This window comes from Brachyspira murdochii DSM 12563, assembly GCF_000092845.1.
GTDB classification, from domain to species: domain Bacteria; phylum Spirochaetota; class Brachyspiria; order Brachyspirales; family Brachyspiraceae; genus Brachyspira; species Brachyspira murdochii.
This window is the reverse complement of the sequence record NC_014150.1, coordinates 2,298,309-2,317,363: the sequence shown is the minus strand read 5'-3', so window position 1 is coordinate 2,317,363 and position 19,055 is coordinate 2,298,309. Positions and strand designations below refer to the sequence as shown.

Genomic DNA, 19,055 nt, shown 5'->3' with positions numbered 1-19,055 from the left:
TTTTAATAATTTCAATATTATAGTTTTTAATATATAATAATAAATAAAAATAATTATATTAAAAATAGGACTATTTATAATGATTGATGAAAAAAATAAATATTTTTACAGTGCTTTAAACAATATACAAAATAAAAAATATGATGAAGCCATTAATGACTTAATAAAGGTTATAGAGCTTGATAATAATAATTTGGATGCATATCATAATTTAGCAAGGGTTTATTATGAAATAGAAAATTATGAAAAAGCTATAGAGACTTACAATAAATCTATAGAAATATATCCTCATGATAGTGATGCTTATTATTACCGAGCTGAAGTTTATTTGTATCAAAATGAATATGATAAAGCTATTGAAGATTTAGAAAAAGTAATAATAAAAAATCAAGCATATTCTGATGCTTACTATTTAATGTCTGTAGCTTATAGAAAAAAGAAAAAATATAAAAAGGCAATTAAATATTTAAAACTCACATTAGAATTTAACAATGAGGACTATATAGCCTATTATGATTTATATAAACTTTATAATATACTCTCTAAGCATGAAAAAGATGCAGAGGTAAAAGAAAAATATATACTAAAATCTAATAAATTCTTACAGAAATCGGCAGATTTAGGATATGAAAAAGCCTTAGATGAAATTAATAAAATTAAATAACAATATAATTACTTGCAATATTAGTAATATAATATTATCATGCTGCTAATATTTTATACTACAAAAGGAGCATATGATTATGTCAAAAAAAGTTTTAGTACCATTAGCAGAAGGAGTTGAAGAAGTAGAAGCTGTAACAATCATTGATGTTTTAAGAAGAGGCGGACTAGAAGTTATTACAGCATCATTAACTGATAATTTGGAAGTAAAAGGAGCTCATAATATAGTTATAAAAGCTGATGCTTCTTTAGAAAAAATTATGAATTATGATTTTGATGCTATAGCACTTGCAGGAGGCTACGGCGGAATGAACAATCTTAAAGCAGATATAAGAGTTATTGAAAAAATCAGAACAATGTATGAAGATAAAAAATTAGTGGCTGCAATATGTGCTTCTCCTATAGTGCTTGGCGAGGCTGGAGTTATAAAAGGAAAATACACCTGCTATCCTAGCTGCGAAAGTGCTGTTAAAGGCGGAGAATATGTAGAAAAAGATATTGTTGTATGCAATGACAATGTTATTACTTCTAAGGGTCCTGCCACTACTGTATTTTTTGCTTTGGAATTAGTAAAATACTTAACAGGATCTAATGAAGAATTAGCTAATGCTTTATTAGTTAATTTAATAAAATAAATACCAAAATCTATATTGATTTTATTAAATCTTTTATATATATTATTATATATAAAAGATTTTTTTTAAGGATTGAAAATTGAAAGTTATTATACCAGCAGCAGGTGAAGGCACAAGATTAAGACCTCATACCATTACAAAACCAAAACCAATTCTTCCTATAGCAGGTTCTACTATTATAGATTTTATTATGACTGAAATATCTTCTATAGAGAATTTAGAAGAGGTAATATTTATAGTAGGTTATTTAAAAGATCAGATGATTGAATACTTAACAAATAAATATCAAAATATAAAATTGACATTTGTAGAGCAAAAGGAATATAAGGGATTAGCACATGCTATCTACCTTACAAGAGAATATATCAAAGATAATGATAAAATATTTATCATTCTAGGAGATACTATATTCAAATTAAATTTATCAAATATAGTAAGCAAAAATGAAAATGCTTTAGGAGTATGCGAAGTAGATAATCCAAGCAGATTCGGTGTTGCTATCTTAGATGATAATGGGGTTATAACTAAATTAGTAGAAAAACCTAAAGAACCTATAAGTAATTTAGCTCTTACTGGAATGTACAATATAGTAAATTCCAAAGAATTATTTTCAGCTATAGAATATATAATAAACAATGATATAAAAACTAAAAATGAATATCAGCTTACAGATGCATTAGAACATATGATAGAAGAAGGCATCATATTTAAAACATTCAAATTAGACGGCTGGTATGACTGCGGTGAAAAGTCCACTATGATAGAAACTAATAAAACTATCATAAAACATGAAATATTAAGCAAAGGAATAAAAGATACTGCTATAATACCGCCTGTATTTATAGATAAGGATGTAAAAATAGAAAATTCTGTAATAGGACCTTATGTGCATATAGGAAAAAACTCAAAGATAGAAAACTCTATATTAAAAAACTGCATCATATTTGAAGATGCCAGTATATCAAATGCTTTTATGGATAATTCTATAATATCTGAAAAAGCTAACTATAAAGGAAAAACTCATTCTATGGATATAGGTGCTTCTATCACAATAGAGCAAAATTAATATAAAAAAGTTTACTGCATATAAATGCTTTAGTAACATAAATGTTTTTTATATATTAAAAATAATAAAATAGTTTTTTATCTATAATCGTATTTTATAAAGTGGCATTCATAAATGCCATCACTATAAACTGTAATAGGCTAATAAATAAAAATATAGCTGTATCCATTATAAAAAGTGAATAAGGATAATTTGTATGTATAATAGAAAATCTCGCCTTATCTGCTATTATAAGAGAGGAGTACATTAAAAATCCGATAATTAGTTTTATATGATCTTTTAAAGGTACGAACTCGAAAAAAACAATAAAAAATAATGCTATAAATAAACTTTGAATAAAAGAAAAAAGCTCAAAATAATAAACAAGTTTAAGTCTGTTATTCCAATTACGAACACCGGGAAGTATCTCTCTCATATAATAAAATTTCTTAACAAACTGAAATTCCAATACTAGCCTTATAGATAAAAATCTAACAACATAACAGGCTAAAACAAACTCTAAATATCTTACTACTATATGTTCCATAATTATAAATTAAAAATTATATAAATACCATTCATCACATTTATTACAAAAATCCAAATCTTTTAAAGCATAATATTTATCTAATGAACTCCATATATCCTCTAAAGAAGTATCGTATATGGAAGATATTTTCTTTTCTTTATTAATATCAAATCTGCAAATATAAACATCTCCGTAAGAATCTATAAATAAATCACGAGCCAAATGCCAGCAGCCAGTATTAATAAGGGGTGCCATATCCCCTACTCTGTTATCATCTATAATACCTCTGTAAGTATAATATTTCTGCATTATAATCTCTATTTTATATTTATCAAAATATTTATAATATGATGCTAAATAATCAAAATTATCTTTCTGCTTTACTATCTGCATATATGTATTTTTAGGCTCTCTAAGAAGATAATAATCTATATTTGACATAATAGTTTTTATATCACCGCTATCATATATTTTATTGTAAACATTTTCATCTATAGTATCTAAATGAATAATAACATGCAAATTATTATTTTCTGACTGCATATTTATTAATCTTTTAGCTTTTTCACTATCAAGGAGTAAAGCATTAGTCTCTAAATATATATTAACATTCTTATTTTGAATAGCAAAGTCTAATATATCAAATAATTCGCTATTTAAAAGAGGCTCATAGTAGCTTCCTATAGACATATGAAAATCACCGCAAAAACTCAATATTTTATTATAAATAGTTTTAAACTCTTCTAAAGTTATATTTTTCTCTTCTTTAGTAAGTTCTGTTTTTATAGTTTCACTTTTCAATAAATATTTGTTTAAAACATTTTGTCTGTTATTAATATCTATCTCTATATATGAAGGCAAAGTTCTTCTTATGCTTGTATTATTTTTTATTAAATCAGCCATTTCTTTATAGCTTTCATTATCAATAAGTCTTTTTATAAGAGTAGCGTTTCTTTTACTATCTGCAAATAGATAAAGTCTGTAATATCTCATATCATATTCGGATATAAGTATTTCTATTTCAAAAAAATTAGGATCAACAAATACTATATTGCTTATAGCATTTTCAGAAGGTTTTATATCCTTTGTTTTTATGATATTAAATAATTTCTCAAATGCTGTTCTTCTTATTATAAAAGGAACAATACCTGAAGGATAATTCTCTCCGTAACTAAAATAAGCGATATTTTCTTCATGAATTTTTGTAAGTTTAATAGTCTCTTCAATATTAAAAAGAGGCATGTCGCTTGGTATATAAATTATATTATCATAATTCCCGCTTTCTTTATAAATATTATTCAAATAATTTTCTATATTTTCAAGATCATTATTTTCTATATATTTAATATCGCAATTCAAATTATTTTTTAAAACTAGAGCTTTATTATAAAAAACACTTTCAAACTCTTTAGAATACTCATTATCAAAAGACTTATCAATCAATATTAAAAAACTCATTTTATATACCTCTTTAAATTATTAAATATAATCCATAATATCATTAGGAGTTCTGGATATTAAATTACAAATACGGCATAAATATAAACTATTCTCCATATGCTCATTATAAAGTTCATTTATAAGCACATCCTTAAAATTATTAACTTTATTATCTATTATTTTTAAAAGAGAAGTAGCACCGCAATAAGGGCATCTGTATGCTAAATCATCTAATATATTGTATATAGCAGCCCTTTCATATTTACCCTTACCGTACATTTTTATTCTGTTATTTATATATCTATGCGGAAAAATTTCTTTATATTCATTTAAAGTAATTTTTTTTAATGCACTTGTTTTTATATTTTTTATTTTACTTTCTCCAAGTAAAGAATACATCTGACACATAGATATATTATATAAATTAAGCAAATCTATAAACTTATCATTAGTAAGCTCATAGCTGTCTATGGTTATAATTTCTGGATAATCACTTACTACAAGTTTTAATTCATCTCTATTTTCTTTAAAAGAGCCGAACTCTCCAAAAATATATTTATTATCTCTATGATAAGCAAATAATCCCATCAAATAATCATTATCACTGCCGTAAGAATAATCGCAGTATAAAACATTATCAAAACTTTTGATATAAGCAATTATAGTATCTTCATTAGCATATATATTATGAATAATCTTTTCTTCACCGAATATATTTTCTACGTCTTTCATAAATAATCCGTAATCAAAAAAATACTAATCAGAATATGAGGCAAGCATATCTTCCTGCTCTTTTTTAAATAAAGCATCTGTTATTTCAGTTATCTCGCCGTCCATAAATCTGTCTAATTTATAAAGAGTAAGATTTATTCTATGGTCAGTAACTCTGTTTTGAGGGAAGTTATAAGTTCTTATTCTTTCGCTCCTATCCCCAGAGCCAATCTGTTCTCTTCTTTCTTTTGCCTCTTTAGCTTTTCTTTCAGCTTCTTCTTTTTCATATATTCTAGCACGAAGTACCTTTAAAGCTTTAGCCTTATTTTTATGCTGACTCTTTTCGTCCTGACACTGCACTACCAATCCTGTAGGCAAATGCGTAATCCTAACAGCACTATCCGTAGTATTAACAGACTGCCCTCCCGGACCGCTTGAACGGAATATATCAACTCTTATATCTTCATCTTTAATAACAACATCACTTTCCATAGCCTCCGGCATAACCGCAACAGTAGAAGCTGATGTATGAATGCGTCCTCCAGACTCCGTAGCAGGTATTCTCTGCACCCTATGCGTACCGCTTTCAAATTTTAATGCTCTGTAGGCATTTTTTCCAGATACAGAAAATATAACCTCTTTATATCCTCCAAGTTCTGTAGGACTTGTATCTATTATCTCCATTTTTAAGTTAGCTCTCTCTATAAAACGGCTGTACATTCTAAACAAATCACCTACAAATAAAGCGGATTCATCTCCTCCAGTACCTACTCTTATTTCAATTATTATATTTTTTCCATCATTTTTATCTTTTGGAAGAAGCAGAAGTCTAAGAGAGTTTATGATATCTTCTTTTTTTTGATTAAGTTCTTCTATTTCTGCTAATGCCATCTCTTTAAGGTCTTTATCAGTTTCCGGATTATTAATCATCTCATTTGAATCATCTATTTCTTTTAATACAGTCTTTAATTTTCTGTATTCTTCAACAATATCTTCTATCTCAGATTTTTTTTTCATCAAATCCTGAATAACTCTATTATCTTTTATATTTGCATCATTAAGTTTCTGCACTATATCTTCATATGTATTTTCTACCAAAGAAAGTTTATCAATTATAGACATAAAATAAATTTCTCTCCCAAAATAATGACTATTATATATGAATAATTATATTTATCAACTACTATTAATGATAATAAAAAACTATTTAGTTACACTATTAAAATTAGCCTTAAAGTCAATATTAATATGCGTATAATTTGAGCCTATGGTAGAACCCACTATAATACTATTAGGATAGCTCCAAGTTCTAAGAGGTATATCAAAATTTCTTAATATATCCTGAGATTTAGAAAGCTGTATTGTAAATATATAATCAGCATTCATATCTTTGGAAGTCTGAGATTTTATATATGCTTCCAAAGTCTCTGAAGAGTAGCTGTTATCAATTACTGTTTCTATTGCCTTTTCATCTTCGCTTGCAAAATATATGCTTCCTATAAACGTATAATAAAGTACATTAGAAGCATTATTCAAATCATAAGAATATATAAAATTATTGTTATAGCTTCTTTCTCCTTTAATAAGAGTAGGATATTTATTTAAAAGTGCTATTTCTAATTTAGGCAAAAGAGAATTATCATTTTCTATATTAAATATAATAACAGGATAAATAAGTTCAGATCTTTTTGATTCTATATAAGCAGCAGCAATTTCTCCATAAAGATCATTAATTATACTTCCAAATGAATATACATCATTCATTTTTGTAAATAGATTAAATATTTCAGAAGAAAGTTCATTATCATGTTTAAATTTCAAATCATTATATATTATAGGATAAAGACCAGCCAAATATGACTTTACACCTAAATACATAATAGTACTGTCTTTAGAGAGATAATTTTGTATATCAATATTCCCATTTAATCCGTAAAGAGAATATCTGTCAGAACCTCCGTACTCATAATCCACAAAAATATCACAAAGACCGTTATCGTCATTAAGTTTAATATTTCCATATATATTATAAACATTATCAAAATATTTTAATGGGGCAAATAAAATAGAACCTTCGCATTTATTATAATCAAACAGATTTTTGTTGACATAAAAAGAAATGTCTGCATTATATTCAATTTTTACTTTATCAAGCAAAGCTATATCATTTAAATCAGAAGGTTTTGATTTAAAAAAATCTATAATTTTTTTAATATGATTATAATTTTTAGAAGCTATTAAAACACCCTTATAAAAACTAAAAAAGAAATAAGGAGCACCATTGTCTAAAGCATATATTCTATTTCCGTCATAATTAATTTTCTTCAAATTATAAGTATTATTTTCTATTGTAAGAGTTTCGGAATTAAAAAATGCATTTAATAAAAAAGTATTAAGCCTTCCTATATCAAAAAGATAAAAAATTTCAGCGTTTTCTAATTTTCCATTATATCCCCAAAATAGCAAAGCAGCATTTCTTTTTAATATTGAATCTGAAACCATTTTAACAAAAAAATTATCATTTGTTTTTAATCTGTTTGCGAAAGCATCTACACTTCTGACAAGAATAGAAAAATCATACATAGATTCGTCATGAGATATTCTATATGCATATATGGAATCAGAAAATTTAAGTATGCTTTTATCAAGGCTTTTCACACTAATATATGCGATACTATCTTTTGGTATTTTCACATCAGACATATTTTTTTTATGAAGCCCATAAGGAAAATATCCAAATGTAAAAAATAAAATTATTATTATGATTAATATAATAGATAATATAAAAAATAATTTAATCTGTCTTTGTCTTTTAATACTTACCATAAAAAATTATTTCCTTATTATCCCCTATATTTAGTATTTATTATTTTCGTCAAAAAAAAAAAATCATTTATATAAAAAAGCCGACCCAAGTATCAAACCCGAATCGGCCTTTATTCAATAATATGTTATATTATATTATTATTTTTTAATAGATTCAGCTATAGCATCAACTAAAGCATCCATTTCTCCAACGTTAGCAGCTTTCATAGAAGAAGTAATAGAAACCTGAGCATCTAAAATCTCACATTGTTTTAAGTTAGCTTCAATGAACTCTTGCATTAAAGTACCTGATTTAGGAGCCCAAGAACCATTTTCAATGATAGCAAATTTACGTTTTTGAACGTTAAGAGCTCTCATATCATCTAAATAGTTATGCATAGGCGGATAAATATTTAGGTTGTAAGTAACAGAAGCTAATACAATATGGCTCAATTTGAAAGTATCAGAAATCAAGTAAGAAACATCGGTGCTTGATACGTCATGCATAACGATGTTTGTAACACCTTTTTCAGCTAATTTGCAAGCTAAAACGCCAACCAAATTTTCAGTATTACCATACATAGAAGCATATACAATTAATACACCTTTTTCTTCAGGTTCATATGTACTCCATTTGTTGTATTTATCAAGGATATATCCAAGATTGTTTCTCCAAACAGGTCCATGTAAAGGACAGAACATTTTAATTTTATCAATGATTCCGCCAGCTTTTTTAAGTAAGTTTTGTACATGAGGACCATATTTACCAACGATGTTAGTATAGTATCTTCTAGCTTCATCTAACCAATCTCTGTCGAAGTTAACTTCGTCATTGAATAGTTTTCCGTCTAAAGCGATGAAAGAACCGAAAGCGTCAGCAGAGAATAATACACCATTAGTAGTATCAAAACTAACCATAGCTTCAGGCCAGTGTACCATTTGAGCAGCAACGAAAAGTATTTCGTGTTTGCCGAATTTTTGAGTATCGCCTTCTTTTACTTGTATTTTTTTATCGTCTGGAATAGTAAATCCGAACTGATCCATAAACATGAATGCTTTTTCAGTAGCAATAACTTTAGTTTCAGGGTGTCTTATTAAAACTTCGTCTATAGAAGCAGCATGATCTGGTTCCATGTGGTTGATAACCATATAGTCAAGTTTTTTACCATTTAAAACATATTCTAAGTTATCTAAGAATTGTCTGCAAACAGCCCAGTCAACTGTATCAAAAAGAACTGTTTTTTCATCTAAAAGAACATAAGAGTTATAAGAAACACCTTTAGTCAAAGGGTGAACATTTTCAAATAGAGCCAAGCGGTGTTCATTAGCTCCAACCCAATATAAATCTTCAGTAACTTTTCTAACGCAATGCATTATTTTCCTCCTAATTATTATTATTTAATTTAAACTTAAGCCTTAATGAAGTTAGCTTTTTCTTCACTACATTCAGGACATACCCATTCTTCAGGAAGAGCTGTAAAGTCTGTACCTGGAGCTATTTCTGATTCTGGATCACCAATGAATGGATTATACTCATAACCACAACCGCTGCATACATAGATTTTAGGTATTTCGATTGTTTTCTTAGGAGTAATCTTTTTCATTTTTTTGTATGGAACTTCTGCAGGTTTTTTAGCACCTGTATCAAGAGCTTTAGTAAGTAATGGAAGAATTTCTTTAACATCTCCAACTATACCATAGTCAGCATTTTTGAATATTTTAGCAGAAGCTTTAGTGTTTATAGCAACTATTATAGAAGCGTTTTTGATACCTTTCAAGTGTTGGTTAGCACCAGAAATACCGCAAGCTATATATAAGTTACCATTGAATTTTTGACCAGACATACCAACGTATCTGATGATAGGTAAGTATTTTAATTCTTCAGCAACAGGGCGTGAACAACCTATAGCAGCACCAGCAGCTTTAGCCAAATCTTCAACAAGTTTCATATTTCCTTTATCACCAATACCTTTACCAGCAGAAACAACTCTTTCAGCATTGATTATAGGAGTGTTAATATCTATACCAACAGAGAAGTCAATTCCGTCTTTTTTAAGTGCAGCTACTAAAGCGTCAACTTTATCTTGAGCTGAACCTTCTTTGAAGATGATATTTCTTCTTTCACCAGTGATAGGACCTTTTTTAACCATAGGACCAGCTGCAGCAGCACCGCCGCCAGATTTAGGCATTTTACCAAGTATAGAAGCAGCAATAACCACTTTTTGAATTTCACTTGTACCTTCATAAATAGTACAAATTTTAGCATCACGGTAAGCTCTTTCTACTATATAAGCACCTTTAATATAACCATTACCACCATGGATTTGAAGAGCTTGGTTTACAACTTCCAAACCTATTTCAGAAGCATATAATTTAGCCATAGCAGATTCAGTACCATAAGGTTCATGTCTGTCTTTTTTAGCAGCAGCACTGTAGATAAGAAGTCTAGCAGCACGTAATTTAGTAGCCATATCAGCAAGTTTGAAAGCAATAGCTTGCTGCTGAGCGATAGGACGTCCGAACTGTATTCTTTCTTTAGAATAAGCAACAGCAGCTTCATAAGCTCCTTGAGCAATACCTAATGCTTGAGCAGCAATACCAATACGTCCTCCGTCAAGAGTCTGCATAGCAATTTTGAAGCCTTGTCCTTCTTTACCAAGTAAGTTTTCTTTAGGAACTTTTACGTTATCGAAAAGTAATTGAGCTGTAGCAGAAGCACGTATACCTAATTTGTCGTATTTTTCACCGAACTCAAATCCTTCCCAGCCTTTTTCAACGATGAAAGCACTGATTCCTCTAGTACCAATACCAGGTGTAGTAACAGCAAATACTACATAAGTTTCAGCTTCAATAGAGTTAGTGATGAAGATTTTTTCACCATTTAATATATAATGATCACCTTTTAATTCTGCAGTAGTTTCTGTACCGCCTGCATCAGAACCTGCTTCTGGCTCAGTTAAACCGAAAGCACCTATTTTTTTACCTTCAGCAAGCGGAGTTAAATATTTTTTCTTCTGCTCTTCTGTACCGAAAGCATAGATAGGATAACTTCCTAAAGAACAGTGAGCTGATAAAATTACACCCATACTGCCGTCTACTCTTGAAAGTTCTTCTACAGCTATAGCATAAGCAATATTGTCAAATCCTGCTCCGCCATATTTTGTTTCAAAAGGTAAGCCCATAATATCTAATTTAGCTTTACCTAATTGTTTAACAGCTTCTGTTGGAAATTTACCTGTTTGGTCGTGCTCATGAGCTATTGGAGTTACTACTTCTTCAGCCCAAGCTCTTATTTTGGCACGAAGTTCTTCATGTTTTTCTGTTGTTTTAAACATTTACTTCTCCTTATAACAATATTATTTAATTAATAGTATATAAAATTGATAATCAATATTCAAATTTATTTATTGCTTTTTCTCCAAATTTTAGCTTTTTCTGCATCTTTTATTAAAGAATCTCTAAAATCAGGGTGTGCTATAGATATTAAAGCTTCTGCTCTTTGCCAAGTAGTTAATCCTTTCAAATTAACTTTTCCATATTCTGTTACTACATAATGAGTATTAGCTCTAGTATCTGTTACAATAGTACCATTAGCAAAGCTAGGAACTATTCTTGATTGTAATTGTCCGTCTTTACCTTTTACTGTTGAAGACAAACATATAAAGCTCTTACCGCCTTTAGATAAATAAGCACCTAATACGAAGTCTAATTGTCCGCCTGCTCCGCTTATATGTTTGAATCCTGTTGATTCAGCACTAACTTGTCCGAATAAGTCTATTTCAACAGCATTATTGATTGACATAAAGTTATCTATAGAAGATATTACTCTTACATCATTAGTATAATCTACTGGAGCTGATAAACATTCTGGGTTATTATGTATATAATCATAAAGTTTTTTAGTACCAGCACCGAATGCATAAGTTTGTCTGCCTTTGTCTATATTCTTTTTAGAACCTGTTATTTTTCCAGCTAAAGATATATCAACAAAAGCATCAACGTACATTTCTGTATGAACACCCAAATCTTTTAAATCAGACTGTGCTATTAATGAACCAACTGCATTAGGCATACCGCCTATACCTAATTGTAAACAAGCACCGTTTGGTATCTCTTCTACTATAAGTTTAGCTACTGTTTTATCTACTTCTGTAGCTGCTCCGCCGCCGCCCATCTCTACTATAGGAGGATTATTTCCTTCTACTATCATATCAACCTGATTAATATGAATTGCTTCTCCGCCTATATTGGCAGCACCTAAACATCTTGGCATATTTTTATTAACTTCTACAATAACGCATTTAGCTCTTTCTAACATAGCCTGCATATGTGAAGCATTAGGACCGAAACTGAAATATCCGTTTTCATCCATTTCTGATACTTGGAACATTGCTACATCTATGCCTCTTGGCAAATCTCTGTAATATCTTGGCATTTCTGAATAACGTATAGGATCATAGAAACAGAAACCTTTGTCTATTGCTTTTCTTTCTAATCCGGACATATGCCATGAGTTCCATGTCATATATTTAGCAGCATCTGGAACTTTGAATATTTCAGGCTCCCAAAATAATATTCCGCCTCTGAAATTAAGGTCTTTTAATTCCGGAAGTCTTTTAGCTAAGGCTTTGTCCAATTCTATTGGAGTAGCAACTACCCAGCCATAGTCAACCCAATCACCTGATTTTACAACTTTTACAGCCTCTTCTGCTGTAGTTAATTTTTCTTGATAAATCTTTTTAAAATCCATAAAAAACTCCCCACTTAATATTTTTGAATAAAATTAATCGTTTTTTAATAAACTCTAGTATAGTAAATTTAAATTCGATTGTCAATTGAATTTTAATTATTGAACATATTTTTTTTATATTTTTACAAACAGAAAACTTATATTTTTTATTTTTTTAATAATTATATTTTCACATATGCATAAAAATATTTTTGTGAAACTATACAATATAAAACATTATAAATAAAATTATTATCGCTTTATAAAATCACAAAAAAATATGTATTATATTAATATTGACTTTATACTAATATTTAATTATAATAATAAATTATATGTTAAATGATTTTTGTTACGGAGTTCTGTAAAAAATGAAAAATATTTTTTTCTTTTTATTAATTATTACTGTAATCGTTTCCTGCAATAGTCATAATGAAGAAATAGATCCCACAAGAGATATTGTCATTAATATGGGAAGTGAGCCTGCTACGATAGATCCTACACTAAACTCTATAGGTGTAGTAAGTACATACATACTGCATGCATTTGAAGGTTTAACAAAAACAGACCCTAACAATAATATAAGAGCTGGTATGGCAGAAAGCTGGGATATATCAAAAGACGGATTAACATATATATTTCATCTCAGAACAAATGCAAAATGGTCTGACGGAAAACCGGTAACTGCTTATGACTTTCAATACAGCTGGAGAAGGGCTGTAGACCCAAATATCAATGCATCATATGCCTATATGATGGAAATTATAAAAAATGCAAAAGATATAAGAATGGGACTTATGAGTATAACAAATTTAGGGGCGGAAGCTATAGATGATTATACATTAAAAGTAGTACTGGAAACTCCATCTATGTACTTCATAGATTTTCTGGCTTCTACCGGAATATTTGTGCCTTTGAGAAAGGATATTATAGAAAAATACGGAGATAAATGGACGCTGAAACCTGAAACATATATTTGCAATGGTCAATATAAATTAAGCGAAATAAAAGAAAATGAGAAAATAGTATTTGAAGAAAATCCTTACTACTATGATAAAAATGAAATAATAGCTAAGAGAATAACTTTTGTGTCAAATTCTGATGCTGTAAAAGTTATTGAACAAATTACTAACGGGCAAATACATTTTTCAGCATTAGAAGCACCTGCTTATGAGTTGGAATATCTCAAAAATGGAGGATATATTGTTCCAAATAATGCAATAGGAACTATATATCTTGAATTAAATATAACAAATGAAGCGTTAACAAATAAATTAGTAAGACAGGCATTATCGCTTGCTATAGACAGAAAATATATAGTTAATAATATAATAAAAGGATCTCAAACTCCTGCTGGTGCTTTTGTACCGCCTGCTGTAAAAGGTGTTAGATATTCTTTTAGAGATGAATCTTCTAATTATATAGATACAGAAAGCTACGAAAAAAATATTATAAAAGCTAAAGAATTAATGGCTCAGGCCGGATACCCTAACGGAGAAAACTATCCTGCTTTGCAGTTAAAAGTATCTCCCGGTATGTTTTATGAAGTTGGAGAAGCTATTAAAAAAATGTGGAAGGATAATTTAAATATCAATACTGACTTACAGGAAGAAGAGTTTCCAGCTACATTATTAGCTCTTACAAAGAAAAAATATCAAATTGCTAGAATGGGCTGGACTGGCGACTATTATGACCCTATGACAATGCTTGATGTTATGATAAGCTATGGAGGCGTTAATCACTCTGGTTTTTCAAATGCAAAATATGATAGTTTAATATCCGAAGCTAAGTTATCATATGATAATAAACTGAGAATGGAAAATATGAAAGAAGCTGAGGCTATACTTTTAGATGAAATGCCTATTATACCTCTATATTATAGATCAGATTCTTTTATAGTATATCCATATTTGAGAGATTTGGTATTAAATCCTTTAGGAAGACATAGATTTAATTACTGCTATTTGGAGCAGACTAATTAATAATTATAAGTTGTGTATACTAAAAATTCTTAAGTTTGTTAATTTTTATTGTCATTTTTACGTATTCAATATCTGATACGCCTCACAAAACTACAAGTGTAAAATAATGCTAGATAGTACTAATTATGTTTTACATATAGGATAAATTCTTAAATTTAGTATAAAATATAAAATAACTTTTGAAATGAGTCTAATATTATTAAAGCAATTATTATATAAAAAATTTGTAGTTTTTATTATTTTATACTAAAATAGATAAGAAACTATAATTTGAGGATAATGTCATGATTAAAAAAAATATATTTATTATCATAATGCTTTCATTTATAGCATTATCTTGCTCTTCCAAACCATCTTCTAATGACAATAATTCTATAGTTATATCATTAGGAGGAGAAGTTGCTACTATAGACCCGCATCTTAATACTGCAAGTGCTGGTACTGTTTATATAAGACATTTTTTTGAAGGTCTTATGAAAAAGGATAAAGACGGAAATTTAGTTGGCGGAATGGCTGAAAACTACAAAATGAGCGAAGACGGACTTAGTTATATATTTTATTTAAGAACAAATGCAAAGTGGTCTGACGGAAAACCAGTAACAGCTGATGACTTTGTATACAGCTACAGAAGATTTGTAGACCCTAAAACGGCTGCTCCATATGCTTCTCTTATGGCCCCTATAAAAAATGCATTAAAAATATCTAAAGGAGAAATTAGTACAGAAGAATTAGGAATAAAAAAAATAGATGATTATACTTTAGAAATAACATTAGAAAATCCTACTGCATATTTTTTAGAGCTTGCTGATATGTTTGTGCCTGTAAGAAAAGACATTATAGAAGAATATGGAGATACTTGGGTTCAGACACCAGAAAGCTATATAGGAAATGGTCCTTATAAAATGACTGAAAGAGTAAGAGATGATAAAATAGTAATGCAAATTAATACCAACTATTATGATAAAGATAAATTAGTTGCTAAAAATATTACTGTTTCTATGGTAGCCGATAAAAATACTGCATTAGCCGCTTTAAGAAATGGACAAATACATTTCTCTACACTAGTGCCTAATCAGGAAATAGAAAATCTTCAAGAAGAAGGTTTAATAGTAATGAATCAGGCATATGGTACTACATTCTTTGAAATAAATCTTACTAATGAAGCATTTAAAGATTCAAGAGTAAGAAGAGCATTAGCACTTGCTATAGACAGAAACTATATAGTAGAATCAGTAAATAAAGCTGGACAAATACCTGCTGGAGCTTTTGTACCGCCTCTAATAAGCGATTATAAAGGAGAGTTCAGAGCAAACGGAGGTGATTATATAAGTGTTAATACAAATGACTATCAAAAAAATATAGAAGAGGCTAAAAAATTAATGGCTGAGGCTGGATATCCTAATGGTGAAAATTATCCTGTTATAGAAGTTTTAGCTGCTAATGATGGAAATATTGTTATGGTAGAAGCTATACAGCAGATGTGGAAAAATATTGGAGTTGATGCTGTTATAGTACCTAGAGAATGGTCTGTCATACTTCAGAGTTTCAGAGATTTAAGCTATCAGATGATTTTAAGCGGATGGACTGGTGATTATAATGATCCTATGACTATGCTTGAACTATATTTGAGCTATGCTCCAAGTAATCCCGGATACAATAATCCAGAATATGATAAACTTATAGAAAGCTCAAAATATATAGTTAATCCAGAGGAGAGAATGAAAGTTCTTCATGATGCTGAGGCTATACTTATGTATGATATGCCTATAATACCTATACATTACAGATCCAATGTTTTAATGGTTGATAAAAAACTTAAAGACTATAAATTAGATCCTTTAGCTAAATACAGATTTCATTATTCGTATTTAGAGAAATAATTTTTATAATTTATTTTTCATTAACTTTAATTAAAAAATTGAAAAAGAGGAGATTTAAAATATCTTCTCTTTTTTTTATTAGATACTAAAAATTTTTAAATTTATAGCTTTTTTAACTGTATGCATAATTTTTTTTATTACTTAAATCAATAAGAATCAAATAAATAAACTAAAAACAATTTTATTACTTATTTAAATTCCTATAATAAGAAATTAAACTATCATAAGGATAAAGCCTAAAAGAATCATTATAAACATTCTCTAATAAATTTTTTATTAAATTTAATTTATCTTTAAAACTTTTATTTTTATCTCTTATCTTATTGAACTCAAGAAAAAATGATTTTCTTACTATCTTCATAAAAATACTTATTCTTATCATCTCATCAAAAAAATATCCGTTTGGAACTTTTAATTTTTTTATTATGATAAAGAAAATTGATAAAAAATAAAGAACAGATGCTATTCTAATAAAATAAATAATAGTGAAATTAACTCCAACCTTATCGAGATAAATACCAAAAATAGTATAATATTCCCCTCTTGAGTTTAATGCCTGAATGATAAATATTGCAAGAAAATAAGGAATTAAATAAAGCAGCTTTTTTATAGTTTTATAAAAAGACTTTGTAAATATTATATGAACTATAAAAAGAGCTGCTAAAGTATATATTAAGAAATTAACTTTTATAAAAAATATAGTTATTAATATAAATAAAGCTAAAATAATTGTAAATATATAAAGCATTACTTATTTACACGTTCAACATAACTGTCATCTCTAGTATCAACTTTAATTTTATCACCTATATTTATAAACAAAGGTACATTAATCTCAATACCAGTTTCAAGTTTAGCAGGTTTTAATGTAGTGCCTGTAGTGTCCCCTTTAAAACCCGGTTCTGTATAAGTAACTTCCAATACCACATGTATAGGAAAACGTACTGCTGTAACTTCATCATTAATGTATTGTAAATCAACTTCGCTGTTATCTAATAAATAATACTTACTCTCGCCTAATATATCAGCACTTACATGAACTTGTTCATAATTATCAAGTATCATAAATACATAACTATCGCCTTCTTCATAAAGATACTGAGCTTTTTTATATGATAAATCAGCCTCTTCAACACTTTCAGTAGATGAAAAAGTTTTTTCTATCATATTTCCTTTAAGCATATTTTTTAATTTAGTTTTTACATTTGCTTTTCTCTGCTGAGCTCTATGAAAGTGAGCATCTACAACTAAATAAGTCTCTCCGTCTAAAATTATAGCATCGCCTTTTCTTAAATCATTTACTGGTAACATTAAAACTCCCTAAAAAATTATTTTGTTATTTTTAATTTGTAATATAATTAAATATATAAAATTATTCGTTTACAGTACCTAATCTGCTTTCAACATATTCTTTATCAAGCTCAAAAACTTTTTTTTCTTTATTATCATCAGGCATATCATACATAGCATCAAGCATAACACGTTCAAATAAAGCTCTTAATCCTCTTGCTCCTGTATGCTCTTCCATAGTTTTTTTCACTATAACTTTTAATGCCTCATCATCTATTTTTAATTCTATATTGTCATAAGAAAATAATTTTTGATACTGTTTAGTCAAAGCATTTTTAGGCTCTTTTAGTATCTGCAAAAGCTCTTCTTCTTTTAACTCTTCTAAAGTAGCTATTACTGGAAGCCTTCCTATAAGCTCTGGTATAAGTCCGTATTTAACCAAATCTTCTGTAGAAATATTTTTCATTATCTCATCATAATTAAGATTATCCATAGAATTAACTTCGGCAGCAAAACCCAAACCTTTTTTAGAGGTACGTTCAGCAATAGACTTTTCTATATCGATAAAAGCCCCGCCGCATATAAAAAGTATATTAGAAGTATCTATATGCAAATTATCCTGATGAGGATGTTTTCTTCCGCCATGAGGAGGAACAGTAGCAACAGTACCTTCTACAATTTTTAATAATGCCTGCTGTACGCCTTCACCTGATACATCTCTTGTAATTGAGCGGGATTCACTTTTGCGTGAAATTTTATCTATTTCATCAATATATATTATACCTTTTTCTGCTAATTTTATATCGCCGTCAGCATTCTGTATAAGTCTGAGTAAAATATTTTCAACATCATCACCCACATATCCAGCCTCTGTTACAGTAGTAGCATCAGCTATAGCAAAAGGCACATTCAAAGCCTTAGCTAAAGTACGAGCAAGTAAAGTTTTACCGCTTCCTGTAGGACCTATCAAAAGTACATTAGACTTTTCTATTTCTACATCATTTTTATCTTCTGCACTTTGAGTTATTCTTTTATAATGGTTATAAACTGCAACAGATAAAACTTTTTTAGCATAATTCTGACCTATAACATATTCATCAAGCAAAGATTTTATCTGCTTAGGAGGAAGTATTTTTATTTCATAATCTTTTTCTTTAGATTTTTTCTTTTGAACATTCATGTTAAAATAGTCATTTGCTATAGCAGAACAATCAGAACATAAATATCCTTCATTACCTTCAATATATCGGCTTAATTCTTTTAATTCTCTTCCGCATAGAGAACAAACTTCTTTTTTATCATTACCTTTTTTAGACATATCTCTCCAATTTATATATTAAAAAATA

Annotated in this window: 16 protein-coding genes; 5 read left to right on the top strand and 11 right to left on the bottom strand. The window is 28.6% G+C overall.

The features are described 5' to 3' along the window. Window positions 1-79: 79 nt before the first annotated feature. The 3 genes from BMUR_RS10220 to BMUR_RS10210 all read left to right on the top strand — a co-directional run bounded on the left by BMUR_RS10220 (window position 80) and on the right by BMUR_RS10210 (window position 2,364). Window positions 80-664 carry a tetratricopeptide repeat protein gene (locus BMUR_RS10220; RefSeq protein WP_013114484.1) on the top strand — a complete coding sequence of 195 codons (585 nt, stop codon included), beginning with the start codon at window positions 80-82 and terminating at the stop codon, window positions 662-664. Window positions 665-743: 79 nt separating this feature from the next. Continuing rightward, window positions 744-1,298: a DJ-1 family glyoxalase III gene (locus BMUR_RS10215; protein WP_013114483.1), complete on the top strand. Its 555-nt coding sequence runs from the start codon at window positions 744-746 to the stop codon at window positions 1,296-1,298. Window positions 1,299-1,377: 79 nt separating this feature from the next. Further along, complete coding sequence (locus BMUR_RS10210; RefSeq protein WP_013114482.1) at window positions 1,378-2,364, top strand: sugar phosphate nucleotidyltransferase; 987 nt, start codon at window positions 1,378-1,380, stop codon at window positions 2,362-2,364. A gap of 94 nt (window positions 2,365-2,458) precedes the next feature. On the opposite strand, the gene BMUR_RS10205 is transcribed toward BMUR_RS10210, so the two are convergent. From BMUR_RS10205 to BMUR_RS10170, 8 genes are all read right to left on the bottom strand, one after another. Beyond that, window positions 2,459-2,890, bottom strand: coding sequence for a hypothetical protein (locus BMUR_RS10205; RefSeq protein ID WP_013114481.1), 432 nt, complete (start codon window positions 2,888-2,890; stop codon window positions 2,459-2,461). A 9-nt stretch (window positions 2,891-2,899) separates the two neighbouring features. Then, window positions 2,900-4,330 (bottom strand): spiro-SPASM protein, encoded by a 1,431-nt coding sequence (locus BMUR_RS10200; protein WP_013114480.1) that lies wholly within the window; start codon window positions 4,328-4,330, stop codon window positions 2,900-2,902. 21 nt (window positions 4,331-4,351) lie between these two features. After that, window positions 4,352-5,044 carry a hypothetical protein gene (locus tag BMUR_RS10195; RefSeq protein WP_013114479.1) on the bottom strand — a complete coding sequence of 231 codons (693 nt, stop codon included), beginning with the start codon at window positions 5,042-5,044 and terminating at the stop codon, window positions 4,352-4,354. Window positions 5,045-5,068: 24 nt separating this feature from the next. Continuing rightward, window positions 5,069-6,145: a peptide chain release factor 1 gene (gene prfA / locus BMUR_RS10190; protein WP_013114478.1), complete on the bottom strand. Its 1,077-nt coding sequence runs from the start codon at window positions 6,143-6,145 to the stop codon at window positions 5,069-5,071. An 81-nt stretch (window positions 6,146-6,226) separates the two neighbouring features. After that, a complete protein-coding gene (locus BMUR_RS10185; protein ID WP_013114477.1) occupies window positions 6,227-7,849 on the bottom strand; it encodes a hypothetical protein in 1,623 nt (540 codons plus the stop codon). A gap of 138 nt (window positions 7,850-7,987) precedes the next feature. Further along, window positions 7,988-9,202, bottom strand: a complete 1,215-nt coding sequence (locus BMUR_RS10180) for an FprA family A-type flavoprotein (protein WP_013114476.1) — start codon at window positions 9,200-9,202, stop codon at window positions 7,988-7,990. A 35-nt stretch (window positions 9,203-9,237) separates the two neighbouring features. Further along, window positions 9,238-11,163, bottom strand: coding sequence for an acyl-CoA dehydrogenase family protein (locus BMUR_RS15025; RefSeq protein ID WP_013114475.1), 1,926 nt, complete (start codon window positions 11,161-11,163; stop codon window positions 9,238-9,240). 65 nt (window positions 11,164-11,228) lie between these two features. Next, entirely contained in the window at window positions 11,229-12,578 is a 1,350-nt protein-coding gene (locus BMUR_RS10170; protein WP_013114474.1) for a butyryl-CoA:acetate CoA-transferase, read from the bottom strand. A gap of 350 nt (window positions 12,579-12,928) precedes the next feature. Between BMUR_RS10170 and BMUR_RS10165 the strand changes: the two genes are divergently transcribed. Beyond that, window positions 12,929-14,539, top strand: coding sequence for a peptide ABC transporter substrate-binding protein (locus tag BMUR_RS10165; protein ID WP_013114473.1), 1,611 nt, complete (start codon window positions 12,929-12,931; stop codon window positions 14,537-14,539). Window positions 14,540-14,823: 284 nt separating this feature from the next. After that, window positions 14,824-16,419: a peptide ABC transporter substrate-binding protein gene (locus BMUR_RS10160; protein WP_013114472.1), complete on the top strand. Its 1,596-nt coding sequence runs from the start codon at window positions 14,824-14,826 to the stop codon at window positions 16,417-16,419. Between the two features lie 184 nt (window positions 16,420-16,603). Here BMUR_RS10160 and BMUR_RS10155 read toward each other — a convergent pair whose 3' ends face one another. From BMUR_RS10155 to clpX, 3 genes are all read right to left on the bottom strand, one after another. Beyond that, entirely contained in the window at window positions 16,604-17,167 is a 564-nt protein-coding gene (locus tag BMUR_RS10155; protein ID WP_013114471.1) for a hypothetical protein, read from the bottom strand. Beyond that, window positions 17,167-17,730, bottom strand: a complete 564-nt coding sequence (efp, locus tag BMUR_RS10150; RefSeq protein ID WP_013114470.1) for an elongation factor P — start codon at window positions 17,728-17,730, stop codon at window positions 17,167-17,169. The genes BMUR_RS10155 and efp overlap by 1 nt, the downstream gene beginning before the upstream one ends. A gap of 61 nt (window positions 17,731-17,791) precedes the next feature. Then, complete coding sequence (gene clpX, locus BMUR_RS10145; RefSeq protein WP_013114469.1) at window positions 17,792-19,027, bottom strand: ATP-dependent Clp protease ATP-binding subunit ClpX; 1,236 nt, start codon at window positions 19,025-19,027, stop codon at window positions 17,792-17,794. Window positions 19,028-19,055: the final 28 nt, after the last annotated feature.